This is a genomic window from Paenibacillus sp. p3-SID867 (genome assembly GCF_025142895.1).
In the GTDB taxonomy this organism is placed as follows: domain Bacteria; phylum Bacillota; class Bacilli; order Paenibacillales; family Paenibacillaceae; genus Paenibacillus_AQ.
This window is the reverse complement of sequence record NZ_JAMBDM010000005.1, coordinates 344,210-363,714: the sequence shown is the minus strand read 5'-3', so window position 1 is coordinate 363,714 and position 19,505 is coordinate 344,210. Positions and strand designations below refer to the sequence as shown.

At 51.3% G+C, this 19,505-nt stretch carries 10 protein-coding genes; all 10 read left to right on the top strand.

Features of this window, described 5'->3' with window-relative positions; all coding sequences use genetic code 11:
• The first annotated feature begins 90 nt into the window (after positions 1 to 90).
• Positions 91 to 1,026 carry an ABC transporter permease gene (locus M4D81_RS13275; protein WP_071219226.1) on the top strand — a complete coding sequence of 312 codons (936 nt, stop codon included), beginning with the start codon at positions 91 to 93 and terminating at the stop codon, positions 1,024 to 1,026.
• Positions 1,027 to 1,211: 185 nt separating this feature from the next.
• On the top strand, positions 1,212 to 2,078 hold the full coding sequence (locus M4D81_RS13270; RefSeq protein ID WP_260066841.1) for a carbohydrate ABC transporter permease: 867 nt from the start codon (positions 1,212 to 1,214) through the stop codon (positions 2,076 to 2,078).
• 106 nt (positions 2,079 to 2,184) lie between these two features.
• A complete protein-coding gene (locus tag M4D81_RS13265; protein WP_260066840.1) occupies positions 2,185 to 3,729 on the top strand; it encodes an extracellular solute-binding protein in 1,545 nt (514 codons plus the stop codon).
• 312 nt (positions 3,730 to 4,041) lie between these two features.
• Positions 4,042 to 6,942, top strand: a complete 2,901-nt coding sequence (locus M4D81_RS13260; protein ID WP_260066839.1) for a DUF4855 domain-containing protein — start codon at positions 4,042 to 4,044, stop codon at positions 6,940 to 6,942.
• A 413-nt stretch (positions 6,943 to 7,355) separates the two neighbouring features.
• On the top strand, positions 7,356 to 7,544 hold the full coding sequence (locus tag M4D81_RS13255) for a hypothetical protein (RefSeq protein WP_076322526.1): 189 nt from the start codon (positions 7,356 to 7,358) through the stop codon (positions 7,542 to 7,544).
• Positions 7,545 to 7,910: 366 nt separating this feature from the next.
• Positions 7,911 to 9,023 (top strand): BMP family lipoprotein, encoded by a 1,113-nt coding sequence (locus M4D81_RS13250; protein ID WP_071219222.1) that lies wholly within the window; start codon positions 7,911 to 7,913, stop codon positions 9,021 to 9,023.
• A gap of 400 nt (positions 9,024 to 9,423) precedes the next feature.
• On the top strand, positions 9,424 to 10,956 hold the full coding sequence (locus M4D81_RS13245) for an ABC transporter ATP-binding protein (protein WP_260066836.1): 1,533 nt from the start codon (positions 9,424 to 9,426) through the stop codon (positions 10,954 to 10,956).
• The gene (locus tag M4D81_RS13240; protein ID WP_071219220.1) at positions 10,949 to 12,004 is read left to right on the top strand and encodes an ABC transporter permease; all 1,056 of its coding nucleotides are present in this window, start codon (positions 10,949 to 10,951) and stop codon (positions 12,002 to 12,004) included. Before M4D81_RS13245 ends, M4D81_RS13240 begins: the two co-directional genes overlap by 8 nt.
• A gap of 6 nt (positions 12,005 to 12,010) precedes the next feature.
• Positions 12,011 to 12,964, top strand: a complete 954-nt coding sequence (locus M4D81_RS13235) for an ABC transporter permease (protein WP_071219219.1) — start codon at positions 12,011 to 12,013, stop codon at positions 12,962 to 12,964.
• Between the two features lie 181 nt (positions 12,965 to 13,145).
• On the top strand, positions 13,146 to 19,415 hold the full coding sequence (locus tag M4D81_RS13230) for a 5'-nucleotidase C-terminal domain-containing protein (RefSeq protein WP_260066833.1): 6,270 nt from the start codon (positions 13,146 to 13,148) through the stop codon (positions 19,413 to 19,415).
• The last annotated feature ends 90 nt before the right edge of the window (positions 19,416 to 19,505 follow it).

Sequence of the window (19,505 nt, the reverse complement as noted above, 5' to 3'; positions counted from 1 at the left end):
GGCCAATGAGAACTAGGCAAGCAGCAGCCGTGAATGCTACGATGGCTCCGTTCGAATCCTGCAAGCCGCACAAGAAAGGAGGGACGTTCTTTGGAGCGACGTAGAAGGTTCGGCGGGTCGTTTGTGCACGAGCTGTCGCGGAACCGGTATTTATACTTGCTGGCGCTGCCCGGCATTGCGTTTCTGGTCGTATTTGCGTATATGCCCATGGCTGGGCATCTGCTCGCCTTCCAGGATTACCGGCTATCCGATGGAATATGGGGGAGCGAATGGGTCGGATTTAAGAACTTTGAGTTTTTCTTCAATGGGAAAGACTGGCTGCGGGTGACGCTGAATACCGTTTTCCTGAATGCACTGTTTCTCGTAACCGGTCTCGGCAGCGCGGTCGTGCTGGCTATCTTTCTGAATGAAATCCGTAATCGACTGTTCAAGCGAATCACGCAATCGTTCATTTTTTTACCGTATTTCATTTCTTGGCTTGTCGTCAGCATGATGACGTTGACGCTATTCAGCACATCCGAGGGGCTCATTAACCGCGCGCTTGCCGCCCTTGGCTACGAGGGAGTGGACTGGTATTTGACGCCTGGCGTATGGCCGTATATCTTAACCGTCATTAGCGCCTGGAAGATTGCCGGCTATAATTCTATTATTTTTTTGGCCGTCATTACGGGCATCTCCTCAGAATATTACGAGAGCGCCCGAATAGAAGGCGCCAGCCGGATGCAGCAGATGCTCTACATAACGCTGCCGTTGATGCGGCCGACCGTGATGATATTGGCGCTGCTTGGCATTGGCCGTATTTTCTACGGTGATTTCGGCATGATTTACGCGATCATCGGAGATAACGGCATACTCTTTCCAACGACAGATGTCATCGATACGTATGCGTTTCGTGCGCTGAGGCAGCTGGGGAATTTCAGCATGTCCGCTGCCGTTGTCGTGTACCAGTCCTGCATGGGGCTTGTCACGATTCTGATCTTCAATGCGATCGCGCGCAAGGTGGACGCGGATTCAAGACTATTCTAAAAGGAAGGTTGGGCGAGTTGGCATGAGGCCGGATTCGGGCTTTTCGATCGCTGTTGTTCCCGAATCGTTATGATCGTATAGGCTCGTTAAGCGGATACGATTCGGGAACAAAGGCGACCACTTGCGTTTCTCCAGCTCCGAACCGACCCTTTGCTTCAGTCCCAGCCAGTTAAGGTGTGATCGAAGTGAGAGAACGGTTGTTTCTTGTTTTGATGTACGCGGTGCTGGGCGCTTTTGCGCTGTTTTGCTTCATTCCGTTCTGGATTGTGTTCATCAACTCGTTCGCCGATGAATCGCTTCTGCAGACGGCGGGGTACCAGTTGCTGCCGAGCAAATTCAGCCTCCATGCGTACAAATTTTTGCTTTCCGGCAAGCAGGTGTTTCTAAGCTACGGCATTACGATGATCGTGACGATCGCCGGCACGGCGCTGGGCGTACTCTTGACAGCTGCCTATGCGTACACGCTAAGCCACCGGAAAGTGAAGTACCGCCATATTTTATCGTTTTTAACCTTTCTGACGATGTTGTTCGGCGCAGGACTTGTCGGCTTTTACATGCTGATCGCCAACTGGCTGCATCTGAAAGACTCGGTTTGGGCGCTCATTTTGCCCTATCTGCTTAATCCGTTCTATGCCTTCATTCTTGTCTCTTACTACCGGACGCTGCCGTATGAATTGAATGAAGCTGCGACTGTGGACGGCGCCAATGATCTCTATATTTTCTTTCGCATCATCTGGCCGATTTCGCTGCCTGTTATTGCCACGGTGAGCCTGTTTTACGCGCTGCAATATTGGAACGACTGGTACTTGTCATTGCTGTTTATCGACAATCACAAAATGCTGCCGCTGCAGATGATGATCCGCCAGCTTATGTCCAATTTGAATGTTATGGCTTATGTGAGCGGGAGCCAGACGCAGTACAACGTCGTCGTGCCGACCTATGGCATGCAGCTGGCGATCGTCTGCGTTACCATCGGCCCGATCGTGTTCGTCTATCCTTTCATCCAGCGCTTCTTTATTAAAGGTTTGACGCTTGGTTCGGTAAAAGGGTAGAGCGGCAAACGTGAAGGCGTTTGGCCGGTTCGAGCTTTCAATCGCTGCAGTTTATGAACCGGCTCATCTGCCTATTTTCTCTATTATTGATTCAGGGGGAATGACTATGAAAAAGCTATTGCCCATCGTGCTCGTGTTGTTGATCGCGCTCATCGCGATTGCAGGTTGTTCGGGCAAGAACGAAGGGGAAGGGAAGACGCCCGGACCGTCGGGTCAAACCGGAGACAGCGCCGGCGGTGACGCCAAACTTGAAGAGGTGACGCTGAAAATCATGATTCCCGGCGATCGGCCGTCGGATATGGATATGGTCATCGCCGAAGCAGAGAAGCGAATGAAGGATACGATCAACGTCAAACTCGACGTCGTCTTCGTACCCTGGTCCGATCTGGCGCAAAAGACACAGGTGACGCTTGCTTCCGGCGAAAACATCGATCTCATCTTCGATGCGCCATGGCTGCATATCAACCAAATGATCGCTAACGGATTCTATGAGCCACTGGACGACCTGTTGGCCCAGTACGGCCAAACGGTGCTCGAGAAACGGCCGCAGCAAATGTGGGATTACAACAAGTACGGCGGCAAAATTATGGCCGTTCCGCTCGGCGTCAGCTACATGTCCGGCAATTCCTACATGGTGCGCAAAGATATTCGTGAGAAGCTCGGCGTACCGCCGATTAAAACCTATGAAGATTTGATCGATTTCGCCTACAAGGTGAAAGAGCAGGAGAAAGGCATCATCCCGATGACCGCAGGCTCCGGCACTTATTCATTTGTCGCTCACCATGCGCTGAACGATTACGAAACCCATGTCAGACCGACCCACGCCCTGGGCAACAGCCTGATGCTCTATTACAAGAACAATGACGGCAAAGTTTACAATTTGCTGGAGGATCGGGAGCCGATCGAAACTTGGCTGGCGAACACGCGCAAATGGTTTACTGACGGCCTGATTTTCAAGGACATTTTGACGACAAAAGATTTTCATCAGCCGATCTCGGCAGGCAAAGTGGCAATCGTCACGAACGGCGCGTTCGGCATCGGCGATTCCCTCAAGAACACGTTAAAGAACAATGTGCCGGACAGCGAGCTGGAGACGGTCACCTTCTTTAATCCGGAGAAGGGCGCGAACATCACCGATTTCAAACAGTGGAACTTTCTGGCCGTTCCGAAGGTGAGCAAGAACAAGGAACGGGCGATTATGTTCCTGAACTGGGCGAATGAGAAGGAGAACTACGACCTGCTTTCTTACGGAATCGAAGGAAAGCACTGGGAAGCGGTAGGCGACGACAAAATGAAAACCCTGGATACATCCGGCTACTCTGCATTCGGCTATGTTTGGCTGTGGAATCCCGTCGATGAGCGGAGTGATGTGAAGGGCGAGAATGAGGAATTGAACGCTGTGCTTAAGGATGCCGACATGTTCACGACCGATATTTTGGCCGGCTTCGAATTTGACAGTACCCCAGTGCAAAACGAGGTTAGCCAGTACAATACGGTTGATGGGCAATACTACACGGCGCTGTTCAACGGGGTTATCGATCCGGACGAGACATTGAAGAAATTTGAAGCGGAAGCCGGCCCGGCCCTCAAAAAAATTCAGCAGGAACTGCAAAAGCAGATTGATGAGTTCCTGGCGGCAAAGGCGAAGTAGACCAGAATCACCTGAATACGGATAAACCGAAGTTTGCTTATCCATGCCTAAGAATCGCCCGAAGTGCGGAGTGTTTGGCAGCGCTGCACTACTGCTGTTGCCCTCTGGAAACTCCGCGCCGCTGGCGGTACTGGACGCGGCGGTGACGGCTTCCTCTTTCGGTGGAAGCCGATCTTATACGCTTTGCTGCTTGCTTATACCAGATTTCGCGAAAGGGGGGATCAAAATTTAGCGTTCAACCGGAACAGAAATAAGGGTTTAAAGGTTCTTGATATTTCTGTACTCGAGAATAAAGAAGAGGAGTTGGCCTTGATGAATTTGAATAAAAAATGGGTATCCGGATTATTGGCAGCCGTATTGCTAATGGCTCCAGTCTCTGCGGTGCAGGCGAAATCGCCTGTTCCGGATGTGACTGTTCTGCAGGCGGTGGATGCAGAACAGATGGAAACAGGGAATGATTCAGGTAATCCACAGGTCGAACTGGATCCATTGACGGATACCGGTGAACCGAAAGCGGAACAGGCACCACAAGCAATAGACGAAAATCAAGCGGCAGCATCATCGGCAGTGAAGGAGGCGCAATTCCGCAATCTCGCGGCAGACCTTCCGTATGAATGGTCTGAAGCTCCGGAAGCTTCGCATCCCGATGACGGATACAAGCTTACGGACGGAAAATACGGCGCATTGGATATGAACGACCCGGCATGGGTAGGACATCTGCGCGGAAAGGCTCGCGAAGTTGTGTTCGATCTCGGTGAGGAAAAGTCAATTGGAAAGATCACGGCTAATTTCTTTCAAGATTTTCCTACGAATTCGATTCTCGTGCCGCTGTCGGTATCGATGTATGTCTCCGACGATAAGGAAAATTGGGGGCTGCTTTCCCATAACGCTACGCAGCTTCTGTGGGGAGAAGGACCGCCCAGACAGGAGACCTTTGAATGGGATGGCAGCCGGGATGGAATCAAAGGCGGGAATACGGAAGGCAAGCTGGCTTATGCCCGTTATGTGAAGGTGACCTTTTATATGCATCCTACACAGTGGGAATATATTGACGAAATCGAAATTATGGGTATGGACGGCAAGATTGAAGGGGCGGTAAAGGTTCCTGCCGAGCAGCCTCGTTTTTTGGAGCCGGGGGAAGCTACGGCCGGGATCCGGAATCTGAATCTGCTGTATAACGGACAATACGCGAATGGTTTGGGCGATTGGAAGAAGGAACGGATTATCCCTAATATCAGTTATGTAAATAAAGACGGCGAGCCGGTCGATTGGCTTTATGACGGCGTTCTATATCTCGGGATTGCTTCGCCTGCCGGTCGCGATTTCGGTCAGGGACAAACGAACCTGGACGATTGGAAATGGTATTTGGATAAAACATTTGCAGCCACGGGCGATATGCAGCAGTTGAATGAGGCTGCCAAGGAAGTTGGGGCCAAGCTGAAACAGCCCGATCATCAAGTCAAGGTTGTGTTAATGATTCCGAATCCAGGGGAATCCTTAACCGATTTTGGCGACATTGACGGTAGCGGTTCCTTAAATTTCAACGACTCCGTCGTAGGCAAAGAAAAAGCGTCTGAAAACAGAGGAAAAGCGGTGCAGTGGTGGCTGGACCAGACCCGGCAAAGATGGCAGGCTGCCAACTACTCGAATCTTGAGCTTGTCGGCATGTACTGGATGCCGGAACAAATCGACATATCCGAATCGGGACCGGACATAGCTCGCATGGTGTCGGATAAAGTGCACGCCATGAACATGAAGGTTTTCTGGATTCCACACTCCTATGCTTACAAAATGTTTATGTGGAAAGACGTAGGGTTCGATGCCGCGGCGCTTCAGCCTAACTATTTCTTTGGCGGAATGGATTCCGACCGTCTGGACGATGCTACGGATACTGCAAAGCGATACGGAATGGGGAACGAAGTTGAATTTGATGACGGAATGCTGAGAGATCCCGTACTTCGTCAGCGTTTTGTCGAATACTTGGACAGCGGCGTCAGATCCGGTCTGATGCAAAATGGCTTCAGAGCTCACTATCAAGGCAATAATGCTGTATACAACTTGGGCGTAAGCAAGGATCCGAATTTGCGTTTAATGTATGACTGGCTGTATCAGTATTTGAACGGAACGTACGCCATCGACAGCAGCCCGGCGCCGGAGACGATGACGGAGCTTGTACAGCGTTATGTCGCGTCGAACGAAATCAATTCGGCTTTTGGCAATGAGTTGTCGTATCGATTGCAGACCATCAAACTTCTTCTGGACGATAACAAGCCTAAGGAAGCCGTGACGTATATGCAGGATTTTCTCGCGCACATTCACGACCCGGCCGTCCAAGCGCAAGGGTTGATTTCGGTCCCGGCCGCAACGGTGCTTGATTCCTACGCGCAAGTTCTCATTCAAACCTGGTCTGACGGAGGGGGACTCAGCAATCTGGTTCTTGGCCAAAGCTATACAATTTCACAGCAGCCTAACAGCAACTATCCCGATTCCGGGAACGAACTTACGGACGGCCGATTCGGCGGGACGGATTACCGCACCGAGCAGTGGCAGGCCCATGCGGGAAGCGATTACCCTGACGAACGAAGCCGCACCATCACATTTGATTTGGGCAGCAACAAATCGATCGGGGCAATTAGAGCCCATTTTCTTCAGGATAAAGGACCTGGCATCTATTTTCCTCAGAACGTCGCTTTTTCCGTTTCATCTGACGGCGAATCCTGGAGCACGCTGGCAACCGTTTCTCCGCCACCGGCACAGGATGCTGCCTCGACCGAGTTCGTGGGTTGGAGCGGAATAACAGATGGTGTGCCGGGGAAAGCGGGATCCGATAAAGTATACGCCCGCTATGTCAAAGTCGAATTCCCGGTCAACGTCTGGGTCTTCCTTGATGAAATCGAAGTTCTCGGCGTTGACGGCCATGCCGGGGGTGGCACTACAATTGACGGCGCAAGAGCCGTGGTGGATGCCGATGCGAAGAAATTGACGATTGACGGGCTGGTCGTGAACGGCAGCCAGTCCCAAGTGAATTTGAAAATACTCGATTCGAAAGGGAAAGTTCGCTACGAAGGCCAGACGACCAGTACAGAAACGGGAAGTTTCGAATTCATGATCAAGCTTACTGGAAATTTAAAGGGAACTTGCGACGCCTATCTGTCTATGGATGGAATGTCGGATCCCGTTAAGATTTCATTCGAATACAATAAGAAGGACTGACGTTTATTTCCCGCACAAGCTCAGATTTCGATGGCATATGGCCTGATTTCCTAGAAGTTGACTTAGGGTGTGGCATTCCATGACCAAATTCTACCGTGCCACATTGATACAAGATAACTAATGTTTCATAAAAAATGCCATGGTCGCAGCGCGAGATTTCCACGTTGTGATCGTGGCTTTTACTTTGAATCGGTATTGATGAGCGCATGAGGAATACGTGACGCATCTCGATGTTAGTGAACACGTCTCATATAGTGAAGTAGTTGCAGGCTATCTGAAAAATTCATACTGCGAAAGTCGAGATTAATGTAAACGCATACTTATTCATGGTATAATGCATCTAATAGATTAGGCGATCTTAGTGGTTTGGGGTTCTTAAAATGCTGTAAATCTGGCCTGGGGGTGTTGCGAGGATGAGAAGGTATAGCGTGTGGCGTCCAATTATGCTAATTGCGGTGGCGCTGCTTACGAACAGCTTGGTTACGAATTTGGCAGGTGTATTTGGCATGACGCCGGAGTCGGCAAGCAGTTTGGGTGTAGTCGCCATGATTATTGCCGGACTAATTACGTATAATCGCATGATGAAATCCCGTCGCAAATGAATAATCATTCATAGCATTCATCGAAATAATCAGCATGTTTGTAAGCACCTTGCCGAGGTGCTTTCTTTCATAAAGCGCTATTATTTTTTTCCAAATGGAAGGGTCTGATCACTTACACGCTTGGCGTATCACACCCGCTGTAACCCCTGTGTTATCTATAAAAACCGTGTTATCAACGCCACGCAATCTGCGGTTTCCTATCTCTACTAGATTTGGAATAAAACATGTCTTAAACGTTTCACCGCGGCACAGATGCAGTTTGACAGATTCACCCAAATTTATGTTGAAAAGGGTCTGTTTTATTAATATATTGTAAATAGCGCGAATCTAGTATTCGGGCATATATACCTAGGAGGGTTATCCTTAATGAAAAAAGGGGTCATATCTTTAATCAGTTTGGCGTTATCTGTCACAATGCTGGCAGGTTGCGGCGACAAACCAGCGTCGGAACCAAGCGGCGGCGCAGGCGGCGACGCACCTAAGGCAAACTTCAAGGTAGGGATGGTTACGGACGCAGGAACGATTGATGACAAGTCGTTTAACCAAGGAACATATGAAGGTATCGTGAAGGCCAACGAGGACTTCAAAATGGAGTATAAATACCTGAAGCCGGCCGGAACGACAGAAGCCGACTATTCAAAAGAGATCGGAAACCTGTATGATGCCGGATTTAAGTTCATTGTAACCCCAGGCTTCAAATTTGAAACAGCCGTGTTTAAAGCACAAGACAAGTATAAAGATGCTAAATTCGTTATTATTGATGGAACGCCTCATTCCGGGGAAGAGGGCGCAACACCGGTAGTTAAGGAAAATACCGTATCCATCTTCTTCGCTGAGCAAGAGTCCGGATTCCTGGCTGGCGTAGCGACTGCGCTTCATGTGAAGGATGGACAAGCTGGATTTATCGGCGGCATGGAAATCCCTCCTGTACAGAAGTTCAACTGGGGCTTCCAGCAGGGTGTAGCTTATGCCAACGAGAATCTCGGCACGAAACTGGTAATTAACAAAGAGAACGTTGTCTACCAAGGATCTTTTGACGATGTTGCAGCAGGCAGCCAATTGGCGGCTCAAATGTATGACCGCGGCGTAAACGTTATCTTCGCAGCAGCAGGCGGCGTGGGCGTTGGTGCGATTAACGAAGCGAAGACTCGCGTACAGAACGGATCCGAAGTATGGATCGTTGGCGTAGACGTTGACCAGTATCAAGATGGCGTTTATGAAGGCGACAAATCCGTTGTCCTGACTTCGGCCGTGAAGAAAATCGACCATGCCGCTTACGATATGATCAAAGCCGAAACCGAAGGCAAGTTCCCGGGCGGACAAACGCTTACGCTGGATGCCACAAATGACGGCGTCGGACTTCCTGAGAAGAACCCGAACTTGAGCGAGGACGTTCTGAAGCAAGTAGACGAGGTGTTTGGCAAGATCAAAGCCGGCGAAATTAAAGTAGCCGCTGAGCAAGGCGATCTGATTAAGTAATCCAAGACACCCAGGTCATCTACAGAAGCGTGGATAGACTTACTTGAAAAGCAGCGATACCGCATGAAAAAAGACGGATTCCCTTCCGTCTTTTTTTAAGGTATTAGAATTTATAAGTTATTTCAGCGATGCGTATGCAATTCTGTAATCGCATTTATATGTTTTGGGGCCCCCGCATAGTATTTGGAACAAGCATCGAAGCATAGGCTCCACTTTGTGGAGCTATTTTAGGTATCAGACCGTATCACCGGCGCAAGCGATTGCATTCTGATATTGAATATGTAGAATTCGATCTATGTAACTGCGTTCTGGCTGTTTGGAAGTGAGTCGATCCGCGTTTTTTAAAGCAATTTATGCATAGGAAGATATTCAACACAAAAGAAGGAGAGGACCCAAAACCATGGACTATGTTGTCGAGATGGTGGGCATCCGCAAGGAATTTCCCGGGATCGTGGCCAATGACGATATTACGATTCGGCTGAAGAAGGGTGAGATTCATGCGCTGCTCGGTGAGAACGGGGCGGGCAAGTCCACCCTGATGAGTATCCTGTTTGGCATGTATCAGCCTGACCGTGGCGTAATCAAAGTCAACGGCAAGGACGTGCGGATCTCGAATCCGAATGTCGCGAACAAACTCGGAATCGGGATGGTGCATCAGCATTTTAAATTAGTCGAGCCGTTTACCGTGACCGAGAATATTATTCTGGGCAGCGAGACGCGCAAGTACTTCTTCGGCTTGGATGTGAGATCGGCTGCCAAACGGGTTGAGGAACTGTCCAAGCGATACGGCCTCAACGTAGACCCTTATGCCAAAATCGAGGATATCTCGGTCGGGATGCAGCAGAGAGTGGAAATTCTCAAAATGCTGTACCGCGACGCGGAAGTGCTCATATTCGACGAGCCGACCGCGGTGCTGACCCCTCAGGAAATCGAAGATTTGCAGGGCATTATGAAAAACCTGGTCAATGAAGGCAAATCGATCATTCTGATCACCCATAAATTGAAAGAAATTAAAGCGGTTGCGGACCGCTGCACCGTCATCCGCCGAGGCAAGACGATCGGCACCGTTGAAGTGGCAGACACGAGCCGGGAGGCTATGGCCGAAATGATGGTGGGCCGCAGCGTCTCCTTTAAGGTGGACAAGCAGGAGAGTCGCCCGGGCAAGACCGTTCTCGAGATTAAATCGCTTACGGTAAAGAACAGCAAGAAAGTCGATGCGCTCAAAGGTTTTAGTCTGGACCTGCATGCCGGGGAGATTGTGGGTATTGCAGGCGTGGATGGTAACGGTCAATCGGAACTGATCGAAGCTATTACCGGACTTCGCGAGGCCGAGAGCGGAACGGTGAGCTTGAATGGTAAAACGCTCAACGGTCTATCTGTCCGTCAACGGAATGAAAGCGGAATCGGCCACATTCCGGAGGACCGCCAAAAGAGGGGACTCGTGCTGGACTATACCATTGAAGAGAATTTGATCCTCGAGGTGTACAACCGCCCACCGTATTCCAAGAACGGGCTGCTGCAGCCAGCAGCGATCCGCAAGCATGCGGAGCATATCATTCAGAGCTTTGATGTGCGTTCCGGAACGGGCGGCCGGTCGATCGTGCGTTCGATGTCCGGCGGTAACCAGCAAAAAGCGATCATCGGCCGCGAGGTAGAGCGCGATCCGGATCTGCTTATTGCCGTTCAACCGACCCGGGGCCTTGACGTAGGCTCGATTGAATATATTCACCGTCGTCTGATCGAACAGCGGGACAAGGGAAAAGCCGTTCTACTGGTTTCCCTGGAGCTTGATGAAGTACTGAATTTGTCGGACCGCATTGCCGTTATCAATAACGGTGAACTGGTAGGTATCGTTAAAACCTCCGAAACGAACGAAAGAGAGCTCGGACTAATGATGGCCGGGTATCAAAAAGAGGAGGCACCACATGAATAACAGCGTAAAATCGTTGCTTGCCGTCCTGTTCGGACTCATTGCGGGGGCACTGCTTATGGCGCTGACCGGACATAATCCGGTAGAAGGGTATAAGTATCTCATCCAGGGTGGACTCAAGAACCCGGAGCGGATCGGAAATACGCTGGCGACGGCGACTCCGCTTATTTTGACCGGTTTGTCCGTGGCATTTGCCTTCCGTACCGGACTGTTTAATATCGGTGCCGCGGGCCAGATGCTGTTCGGTGGCTTTTGCGCAACGGCTGTCGGCCTCTCGCTGGACCTGCCGCGGGCGCTTCTCCTGTTGGTCATGGTGCTGGTCGGGTTTATTGGCGGTGCGCTATGGGCGGTTGTCCCAGGGTTCCTAAAGGCTAAATATAACGTACATGAGGTCGTATCCACGATCATGATGAACTGGACCGCCTACTGGACCGTTTATTATGTCATTCCGGGTTACTTCAAAGGGGCGAGTCTGGAGACGGAATCGCGTCAGCTTCCGCCGGAAGCCATGCTGCATCAGCAGTGGCTTAGTGACATGTTCCAAGGTTCTTATGTCAATCTGGGCTTTTTTATCGCGGTCATTGCTGTTCTGGTCGTCGCTTTCCTTATTAACAAAACAACGCTTGGATACGAATTGAAGGCGGTCGGATTCAACCGTCACGCTTCCGAATATGCGGGTATCGCTGTCAAACGCAGCATCGTACTGTCCATGTTCATCTCCGGCGGCCTCGCGGGCCTCGCGGGAGTTGCACAGTATGCGGGGAATGCCTCCAGCATGCAGATCGGCATTCTCCCGAGCCAGGGATTTGACGGGATTGCCGTAGCTCTGCTCGGAATCAACGCACCTATCGGTGTTTTGGTATCGGCACTGTTCTTCGGGATTCTCTACTCGGGCAGAGGGTTTATGAATGCCATGACGGAGATTCCGCCGGAAATCGCCGATTCGATTATTGCCATCATTATCTATTTTGCGGCAACCAGCATCTTGATCGAACGACTATACCGTAAATTGAAGCTGCGTCGCGCGGCTAATAAAAAGCAGGGGGAGTAAGGACATATGTGGACAACGATTGAACAGATTTTTCCGTATGCCATCGCTTACACGATCCCACTTTTGATTACCGCCCTGGGCGCGCTGTTCAGTGAACGAAGCGGGGTCGTCAATATCGGCCTTGACGGTTTGATGATTGTCGGTTCTTTCATCGGAGCCTTTGTCATATTCAAAATGCAGGCCCAATGGCCCGGCCAATCGTGGGTACTATGGGTAGGACTATTGGCAGCGGCGGCAGCGAGTGCGCTATTCTCGCTATTGCATGCCTTTGCCAGCATTAACCTCAGTGCCAACCAGATTATAAGCGGTACGGCGATCAATATGATCGCGGGTGCCCTGACAATATTCCTTGCCCGTAACATTACGGGGAGCGGCAAGATCAGCATCACGAATGGTTTTGCACCGTTTGATTTTCCGGGTCTGTCCAAGATTCCGATCATCGGGGATTTATTCTTCACGAAAACCTATGCCACGACGTGGTTGGTTCTGATCTTGCTTTTAGTAAGTGCATTTGTACTGTACAAAACGCCGTTCGGTCTGCGACTCCGGTCCTGCGGCGAGCATCCGCACGCGGCCGAAGCAGCAGGTATTAAGGTACAGTCCATGCGGTATGTCGGCGTCATGATCTCGGGTGCTTTTTCCGGACTCGGGGGAGCTGTCATTCTGTTGACGTATTCCGGCGAATTTACGGGGAACGTGGCAGGACTCGGGTTCCTGGCTCTGGCATCCTTGATCTTCGGACAATGGAAGCCGCTCGGCATCCTGCTGGCCACCTTGTTCTTCGGATTTGCCACGACGGTAGCCAACGTATCACAGGTCATTCCGTCTTTGGCGGTAATCCCGCCGGTCATTCTCAAGATTTTCCCTTATGTTGTCACACTGATCGCGCTCGTGATTTTCTCCAAATCCTCGAATGCGCCGAAAGCCGTAGGGGAGCCGTTCGATTCAGGTAAACGGTAACGTATTGCGCAAGTCGATGTAAGACAAATAGAACCTCTGATATGCCTATCCAGCTTTGGGTTTAGGTCTATCGGAGGTTTTTTTACATCTAGCATACTTTAGGTTAGAACTCCCAAAACATATCTGGTATATATAGTAAATAAGGTAAGAAAATTTAATAGAATAGAGGAGTGAAACCTGAATGCGCATTCGATTACATCGGTGCCAAAGGCCGTTAAGCATGCTTCTGGCAATCGTGATGCTTCTGAGTATCATCGTTCCTTTCAGTCCTGTGAAGGTGGCGGAGGCTTCCCCCCGGCATGACCAGGTTGTGATCAGCCAGGTGTACGGTGGAGGCGGGAATAGCGGGGCCACGTATACGCATGATTTTATCGAATTGTTCAATCCGACCGGCAGTCCGATCGACTTGACAGGCTGGAAGGTACGTTATGCAAGCGCAACAGGCACTTTTAACGGCACGACCTCTTTAACTGGTATTATAGAGCCTTATGCTTATTATTTAATCCAACAGCAGAGTAACGGCTCGGTAGGAGCTTCTTTGCCGACAGCTGATGCTGCAGGAACACTGAACTTAAGCGGCTCTAACGGAAAAGTAGATCTGGTAAACGCCGCGGGCGATCGTATTGACCTCATTGGCTATGGATCGGCCTCAGAATCTGAGACGAGTCCAACCGCAGCTTTATCCAACAGCACGGCTGCGATCCGCAAGGAATTGACCGTTGGTCAAAATGATCGCGGCCTCGACACGGATAACAATGTCGCTGATTTTACCGTTACCAAGCCGGAGCCTCGGAACAGCTCGAGCCCGAAGACACCGGTCACTCCTAGTACGGGTTTAGGGCCAGTAACCGCCAATCCGGAGCCTAATGCCTGGCCAGCCGGAACGGAGATCACGCTGAATCCTCCTACGGTGGGCGTTTCCGTTTATGCGGATGTGTATCTGTCCGGTGGGAACGGGTCCGGCTTTCAGCTTGTCAACGGCCCGATCACGCTTAACGAGCCTACGCGGGTGGATGCCTATGCAGTCCAGGATGGTTTACCGGATGGACCGGTCTCCTCGTTCCAATATGATATTTTAACGCAAACGTCCGTTGCTGATGCCCGCAGCAAGGCAAAAGGCGAGCATGTGTGGACGGAAGGCATCATTACGCATATCGAAGGCAGAGAAACCTACATTCAAGATGACACGGCCGGTATCGTGCTCTATGACTACCCGCTTAATGCCAGCGTTGGCGACCGGGTGAGCGTGGCCGGCGTGATGGAGATTTACAACAATCTTCAGGAGATCAAACCGCACGCCTTGCTGCCCCATGACGTAACGGGTGCAAATGCAGGAGTGCCGCAGGCTCTTCAAATCACCGGAGCTGATCTATCTGCAGCTTCGGGAGAGACTTATGAAGCGCGACTTGTCTACCTGGACGATGTTACCATCAAGTCCGAAAACAGACCTGGGGAATATACGGCCGAGCAAGGCGGTCATGAATTCATCATCTATTCCGGATTGTCCAAGCTGAAGACCGTGAAGACCTTCAGCCGCGTCACGGGTGTGGTGAAGCAGTTTGGCAACATCTATGAGCTGATTCCTTTAGGCGAGAATGCCTTAATCGAAGAGATGTTCTCCGTGATTGCAAGTCCGGGTGCCGGACCGATAATCATTGGAGGGACGGTAACGCTGTCCAGCCCTACGCAAGGGGCAAGCATCTATTATACGCTCGACGGGTCAGTCCCGACGAAAGCGAGTACACAGTACAGCTCGCCGATTCAAATAGACCGTGACACGACCATCAAAGCGATTGTTGTCTCGGGGGCGAATGAGAGCAAGGTATACGAATTTGCTTACAAGGCGACACAGCAGCCGCGTATCGCGGATATCCAAGGCGAGGACCATACTTCGCCGTATACCGGACAGACGGTAACCGCTATTGAAGGTGTTGTAACCCAATACGGTTACACGTTCTCTAACGGCAATATCAAGGGATTCTATATCCAGGATCCGAAGCCGGATTCCAATCCGGATACCTCGGATGCGATTTTTGTGTATTCCACGGATCCAAACCGGCCTCAAATCGGAGATCTGGTGAGTGTAACCGGAAAAGTGGCCGAGTATAACGAGGGAAGCTCCAGCAACCTGACCTCCACTCAAATCGAGCTGCAATCCATCAAGAATCTGGGTCAGGGTCAACAACTGCCGGACCCTGTTACCTTAGGTAAAGGCGGGCGTCCGATTCCGGCCGCCATTATCGATAACGACGGCATGACCACGTTCGATCCGGAGGAGGATGCCATCGACTTCTACGAATCTCTGGAAGGCATGCTGGTCAGACTTCCGCAGCCAACGATCATTAGTCCGTATTGGACAAGCGGCGGTACCTACAACATTGCGACCCGTGTCGAGAACGATATCGCGGATGTCATTACGCCAGCCGGCGGACTGGTCCTGAAAGAGCAGGGGAATTTCAACCCGCAGCGTCTCCTGATTGCTTACGGCAATCCGGGACAAGAAGTGGGCACAGGCGATACATTTGCCGATGATGTGATCGGCGTAATCGGTTATAACAGTGGCAATTTCAAGGTGATTCCGGCTAAAGGCGAATTGCCTGCAATCCACAGCAGCTCTTTTAAGCAAGAGGTACCCACGATCGACGTGAAAGACGAACAGCTCAGCGTAGCGACGTATAATATCGAAAATTTCTATCCGGGCGTAAGTTCCGCCAAAATCAATAAGCTGGCGGAGTCGATCGTAAACAACATCAAGTCTCCGGATATTATCGGTCTTGTCGAAGTACAGGATAATAACGGTGAGCAGAACACCGGAACTACAGCGGCAGATCAAAGCTACCAGACCTTGATTAATGCCATCAAGGCAGCCGGCGGACCAACCTATAGCTTTACCGACATTGAGCCGGTGAATAATAACGACGGGGGAGCGCCGGGAGCGAACATTCGGGTCGGATTCCTCTATAACGCAGACCGTGTCCAGTTATCGGACAGCGTTCAGGACAAGAAGGGATCCCCGACGGAATCCGTTGCGTATGATGCGGCGAAGGATCAGTTAACCCTGAATCCGGGCCGGATCGAACCGCAGAATCCTGCTTTCGATGCATCGCGCAAGCCTCTGGCTGCACAGTTCGAATTCCAGGGGGAAAAAGTGATCGTCATTGCGAATCATTTTAACTCGAAATCCGGAGATCAAGGACCTTTCGGCAATACCCAGCCGCCGGTTCTCTCCAGCGAAACGCAGCGCCATCAGATTGCGGCGGTTGTGAACAGATTCGTGAAAAGCGTTGTGTCTGCTAACCCTGACGCTAACGTCGTCGTTCTGGGAGATTTGAATGATTTCCAATTTACCGAGACGGCGAACATTTTGAAAGGCAACGAATTGGATAATCTGATCGACACGCTTCCGCCTGAGGAGAGGTATACCTACACATATGACGGAAACTCGCAGGTGCTGGATCATATTCTCGTCAGCAAGAATTTGACTCGCTCTACGCAAGTCGACATCGTGCATCTGAATGCCGATTTCCCGGCCTCCAAGGGCCGCGTATCGGATCATGATCCGGTCGTCGCCCAGATTGACCTGAAGGAAGAAACCGTGGACGGCTTCCCGCTGACCATTTTGCATACCAATGACACGCATGCCAATCTGGATACCGTAAGCTCGCCGGATAACATTGCACGCAGGGTTACTGCAATCAAGGAAGCCAAAGCGAATGCGGTCAATCCACTGCTCCTGGATGCGGGAGACGTATTCTCCGGCACGCTGTATTTTAATCAATATTTGGGACTCGCCGATCTGGAGTTCATGAATTTGGTTCAATATGATGCCATGACCTTCGGTAACCATGAGTTCGATAAAGGCTCCGAGGTGCTGAACGATTTCATCGAGCATGCGGAATTCCCGTTTGTTTCCTCGAACGTGAATTTTTCGGCCGATGCTTTATTGACCCAGAAATTCAAGAATGAAGTGACCCGGGATGCCAAGGATGCAACCATCTATCCGGCCATCATCATGGAGGTAGACGGGGAGCAGGTTGGCCTCATCGGGCTTACAACCGAAGACACGGCGAACATCGCTTCGCCTGGAGACGTAACATTTGAGAATGCGGTGCAAAAGGCAAAAGACACCGTAGCGATGCTGCAGAAGGAAGGTATCAACAAAATCGTCGTACTGTCGCACCTCGGTTATGACGTGGATGTAAACCTTGCGAAGGAAGTCGAGGGCATCGACATTATCGTGGGCGGTCATAGCCACACCAAGCTGGATGAGGCGGTTGTGGACCGGTCGGACAGCGAACCGAAGCTGATCGTGCAGACGGGTGAAAAAGGCCAATTCTTAGGCCAGCTGGAGGTCGTATTTGACGACGAAGGTGTTCTGCAGGAGTGGAATAGCCAGCTCATTTCGGTTGACGCAAAAGATAGCAATGAGCAGTATGTAATTCAGCCGGATCCCGAAGCCTTGCAAATTCTGAATACCAAATATAAGCCGGGTGTGGAGCAGTTAAAACAAACGGAGGTTGGTACGACAGAAGTGAAGCTGAACGGCGTCCGCGCCGATGTCCGCACGAAGGAAACGAATCTCGGCAATTTGATTGCCGATGGCATGCTGGACGCGGCGCAAGCGGCCGGAACGAATGCGGTCATCGCCCTGCAGAACGGCGGCGGCATCCGCGAATCTATTGAAGCAGGCAAAATCACGATGGGTGACGTCATGACGGTGCTTCCGTTTAACAACGATCTCGTCACGATCACGCTGACGGGCGCCGAGATCAAAGAAGCCATGGAAAACGGGGTTTCCAAGACGCCTGCTGCGGATGGCCGCTTCCCGCATATCGCGGGTATGAAGTTCTATTATGATTCGACCAAACCGGTTGGATCACGTGTCCTTCGCATCGAGGTCAAAGGCAAGAACGGATATGAGCCGATCGACATGAATAAATCGTATGAGGTGGCGACAAACGCATTTACCGCTAAGGGCGGCGACTTCTATGCATCGCTCGAGAAGGCCTATCTGGAAGGTCGAGTGAATCTGCTTTACAAGCCTGACTATGAGGTGTTCTCGAACTATGTGAAAAAAGTAGGCACCATTACGGCCAAGACTTCGGCCGTTGAAGGGCGGATTACGGATTTGAAGGGAACACCGCTTCCGGGAGGACCTAATCCAGGAGGGCCGGGAGAGCCTGGAGCGGGGAACCCTGGGAACCCGGGTACACCTGGAACTCCAGGACCGACAACACCTCCCGTAAACCCATCGAACCCTGGCACCACGCCGCCGGCAGAACCGGGCAAGGTCAAGGTTCCGGTTAAGGTGGAGAACGGTGCGGCTGCAGGCAGCGTGACCGGAGCGACCATGAAGGAAGCCCTGAAACAGCCTGTTGGCGGAAAAGTTACCGTAGAGGTAACAAGCACGCAGCCAATCTCTTCTTCATCCATAACCATCGATAATGAAGCACTACGGGCATGGATTGACCAGACAAACGCGCAGGTGCTGGTGGTAGCAACGCCTTACGGAAGCTATGAGCTTCCGAAGACGGAGATCGATCTTCAAGCGCTGGCAGCCCAAGCCGGCTCGGACATGAACAGCCTTCAATTGGTCATTCAGCTTGCTATCGATAATGATGCCCTTAAATCAGCGGCGTCCAAAGGATATAATGCAATACAAGCTGTGAGCTATACCGTGACGGTGAAGTCCGGTAATGGCAAGACTGCCACGTTGGACGCATTCCAATCGTATGTAAAGCGGTCCCTGAATGTCGACAAGTCGCATGCGTTGACGGATATCGCGGTCGTCCGAGTGGATGGAAACGGCGAATACACGCCAGTACCATTCAAGGTGAACGGCCAACGTATCGATATTTATAGCCGCACGAACAGCACGTACCTGGTGTTGCAGAACCCGGTAACGTTCCAGGACATCGCGTCCCACTGGTCCAAGGGTGAGGTTGAATCGCTTGCGGCCAAAATGATCGTAACCGGGCGCACGGAGCAGACCTTTGTTCCGAACGCACCGGTCACTCGGGCCGAGTTCGCAGCGCTTGTTGTCCGGGCACTGGGACTTTCTGCAGACGCTGCGTCAGGCAGCTTCCAGGATGTGGCTTCATCCGACTGGTACGCCGGAGCAATCCAGGCAGCAGTCGATGCCGATATCATTAACGGCTACACGGACGGCACCTTTAAGCCGAATCGGACGATCACGCGCGAAGAGATGGCCGTGATGGCCTACAACGCACTGGAGTATGCCGGATACAACCCCGTGGACGCGGCAAAAGCTCATTTTGCCGATGCGTCCTCGATCGGTGCTTGGTCTCAGGTGGCGGTGTATGAATTGGCGAAACTTGATATTCTGAACGGAGATCCGAAGCAGCGCTTCCACCCTAAATCGAATGCCACCCGCGGCGAAAGCGCCGCTGTGCTCCATCGTTTGATGCAGGATTTGACGTACGTGAAATAAACAGGTTCTATAGCGGCTGGATGCATATTGAACTAGCAATCTGCGTGAAATAGGCCGAAATATGATAAAGAGGGGGCTTACCTTTAGGGG

Bases quoted from the DNA above. Each gene is read 5' to 3' on its own strand.
- M4D81_RS13255 (WP_076322526.1), top strand. From the start codon at position 7,356: ATGAGAAGGTATAGCGTGTGGCGTCCAATTATGCTAATTGCGGTGGCG.
- M4D81_RS13260 (WP_260066839.1), top strand. From the start codon at position 4,042: ATGAATTTGAATAAAAAATGGGTATCCGGATTATTGGCAGCCGTATTG.
- M4D81_RS13250 (WP_071219222.1), top strand. From the start codon at position 7,911: ATGAAAAAAGGGGTCATATCTTTAATCAGTTTGGCGTTATCTGTCACA.
- M4D81_RS13265 (WP_260066840.1), top strand. From the start codon at position 2,185: ATGAAAAAGCTATTGCCCATCGTGCTCGTGTTGTTGATCGCGCTCATC.
- M4D81_RS13230 (WP_260066833.1), top strand. From the start codon at position 13,146: ATGCGCATTCGATTACATCGGTGCCAAAGGCCGTTAAGCATGCTTCTG.
- M4D81_RS13245 (WP_260066836.1), top strand. From the start codon at position 9,424: ATGGACTATGTTGTCGAGATGGTGGGCATCCGCAAGGAATTTCCCGGG.
- M4D81_RS13235 (WP_071219219.1), top strand. From the start codon at position 12,011: ATGTGGACAACGATTGAACAGATTTTTCCGTATGCCATCGCTTACACG.
- M4D81_RS13240 (WP_071219220.1), top strand. From the start codon at position 10,949: ATGAATAACAGCGTAAAATCGTTGCTTGCCGTCCTGTTCGGACTCATT.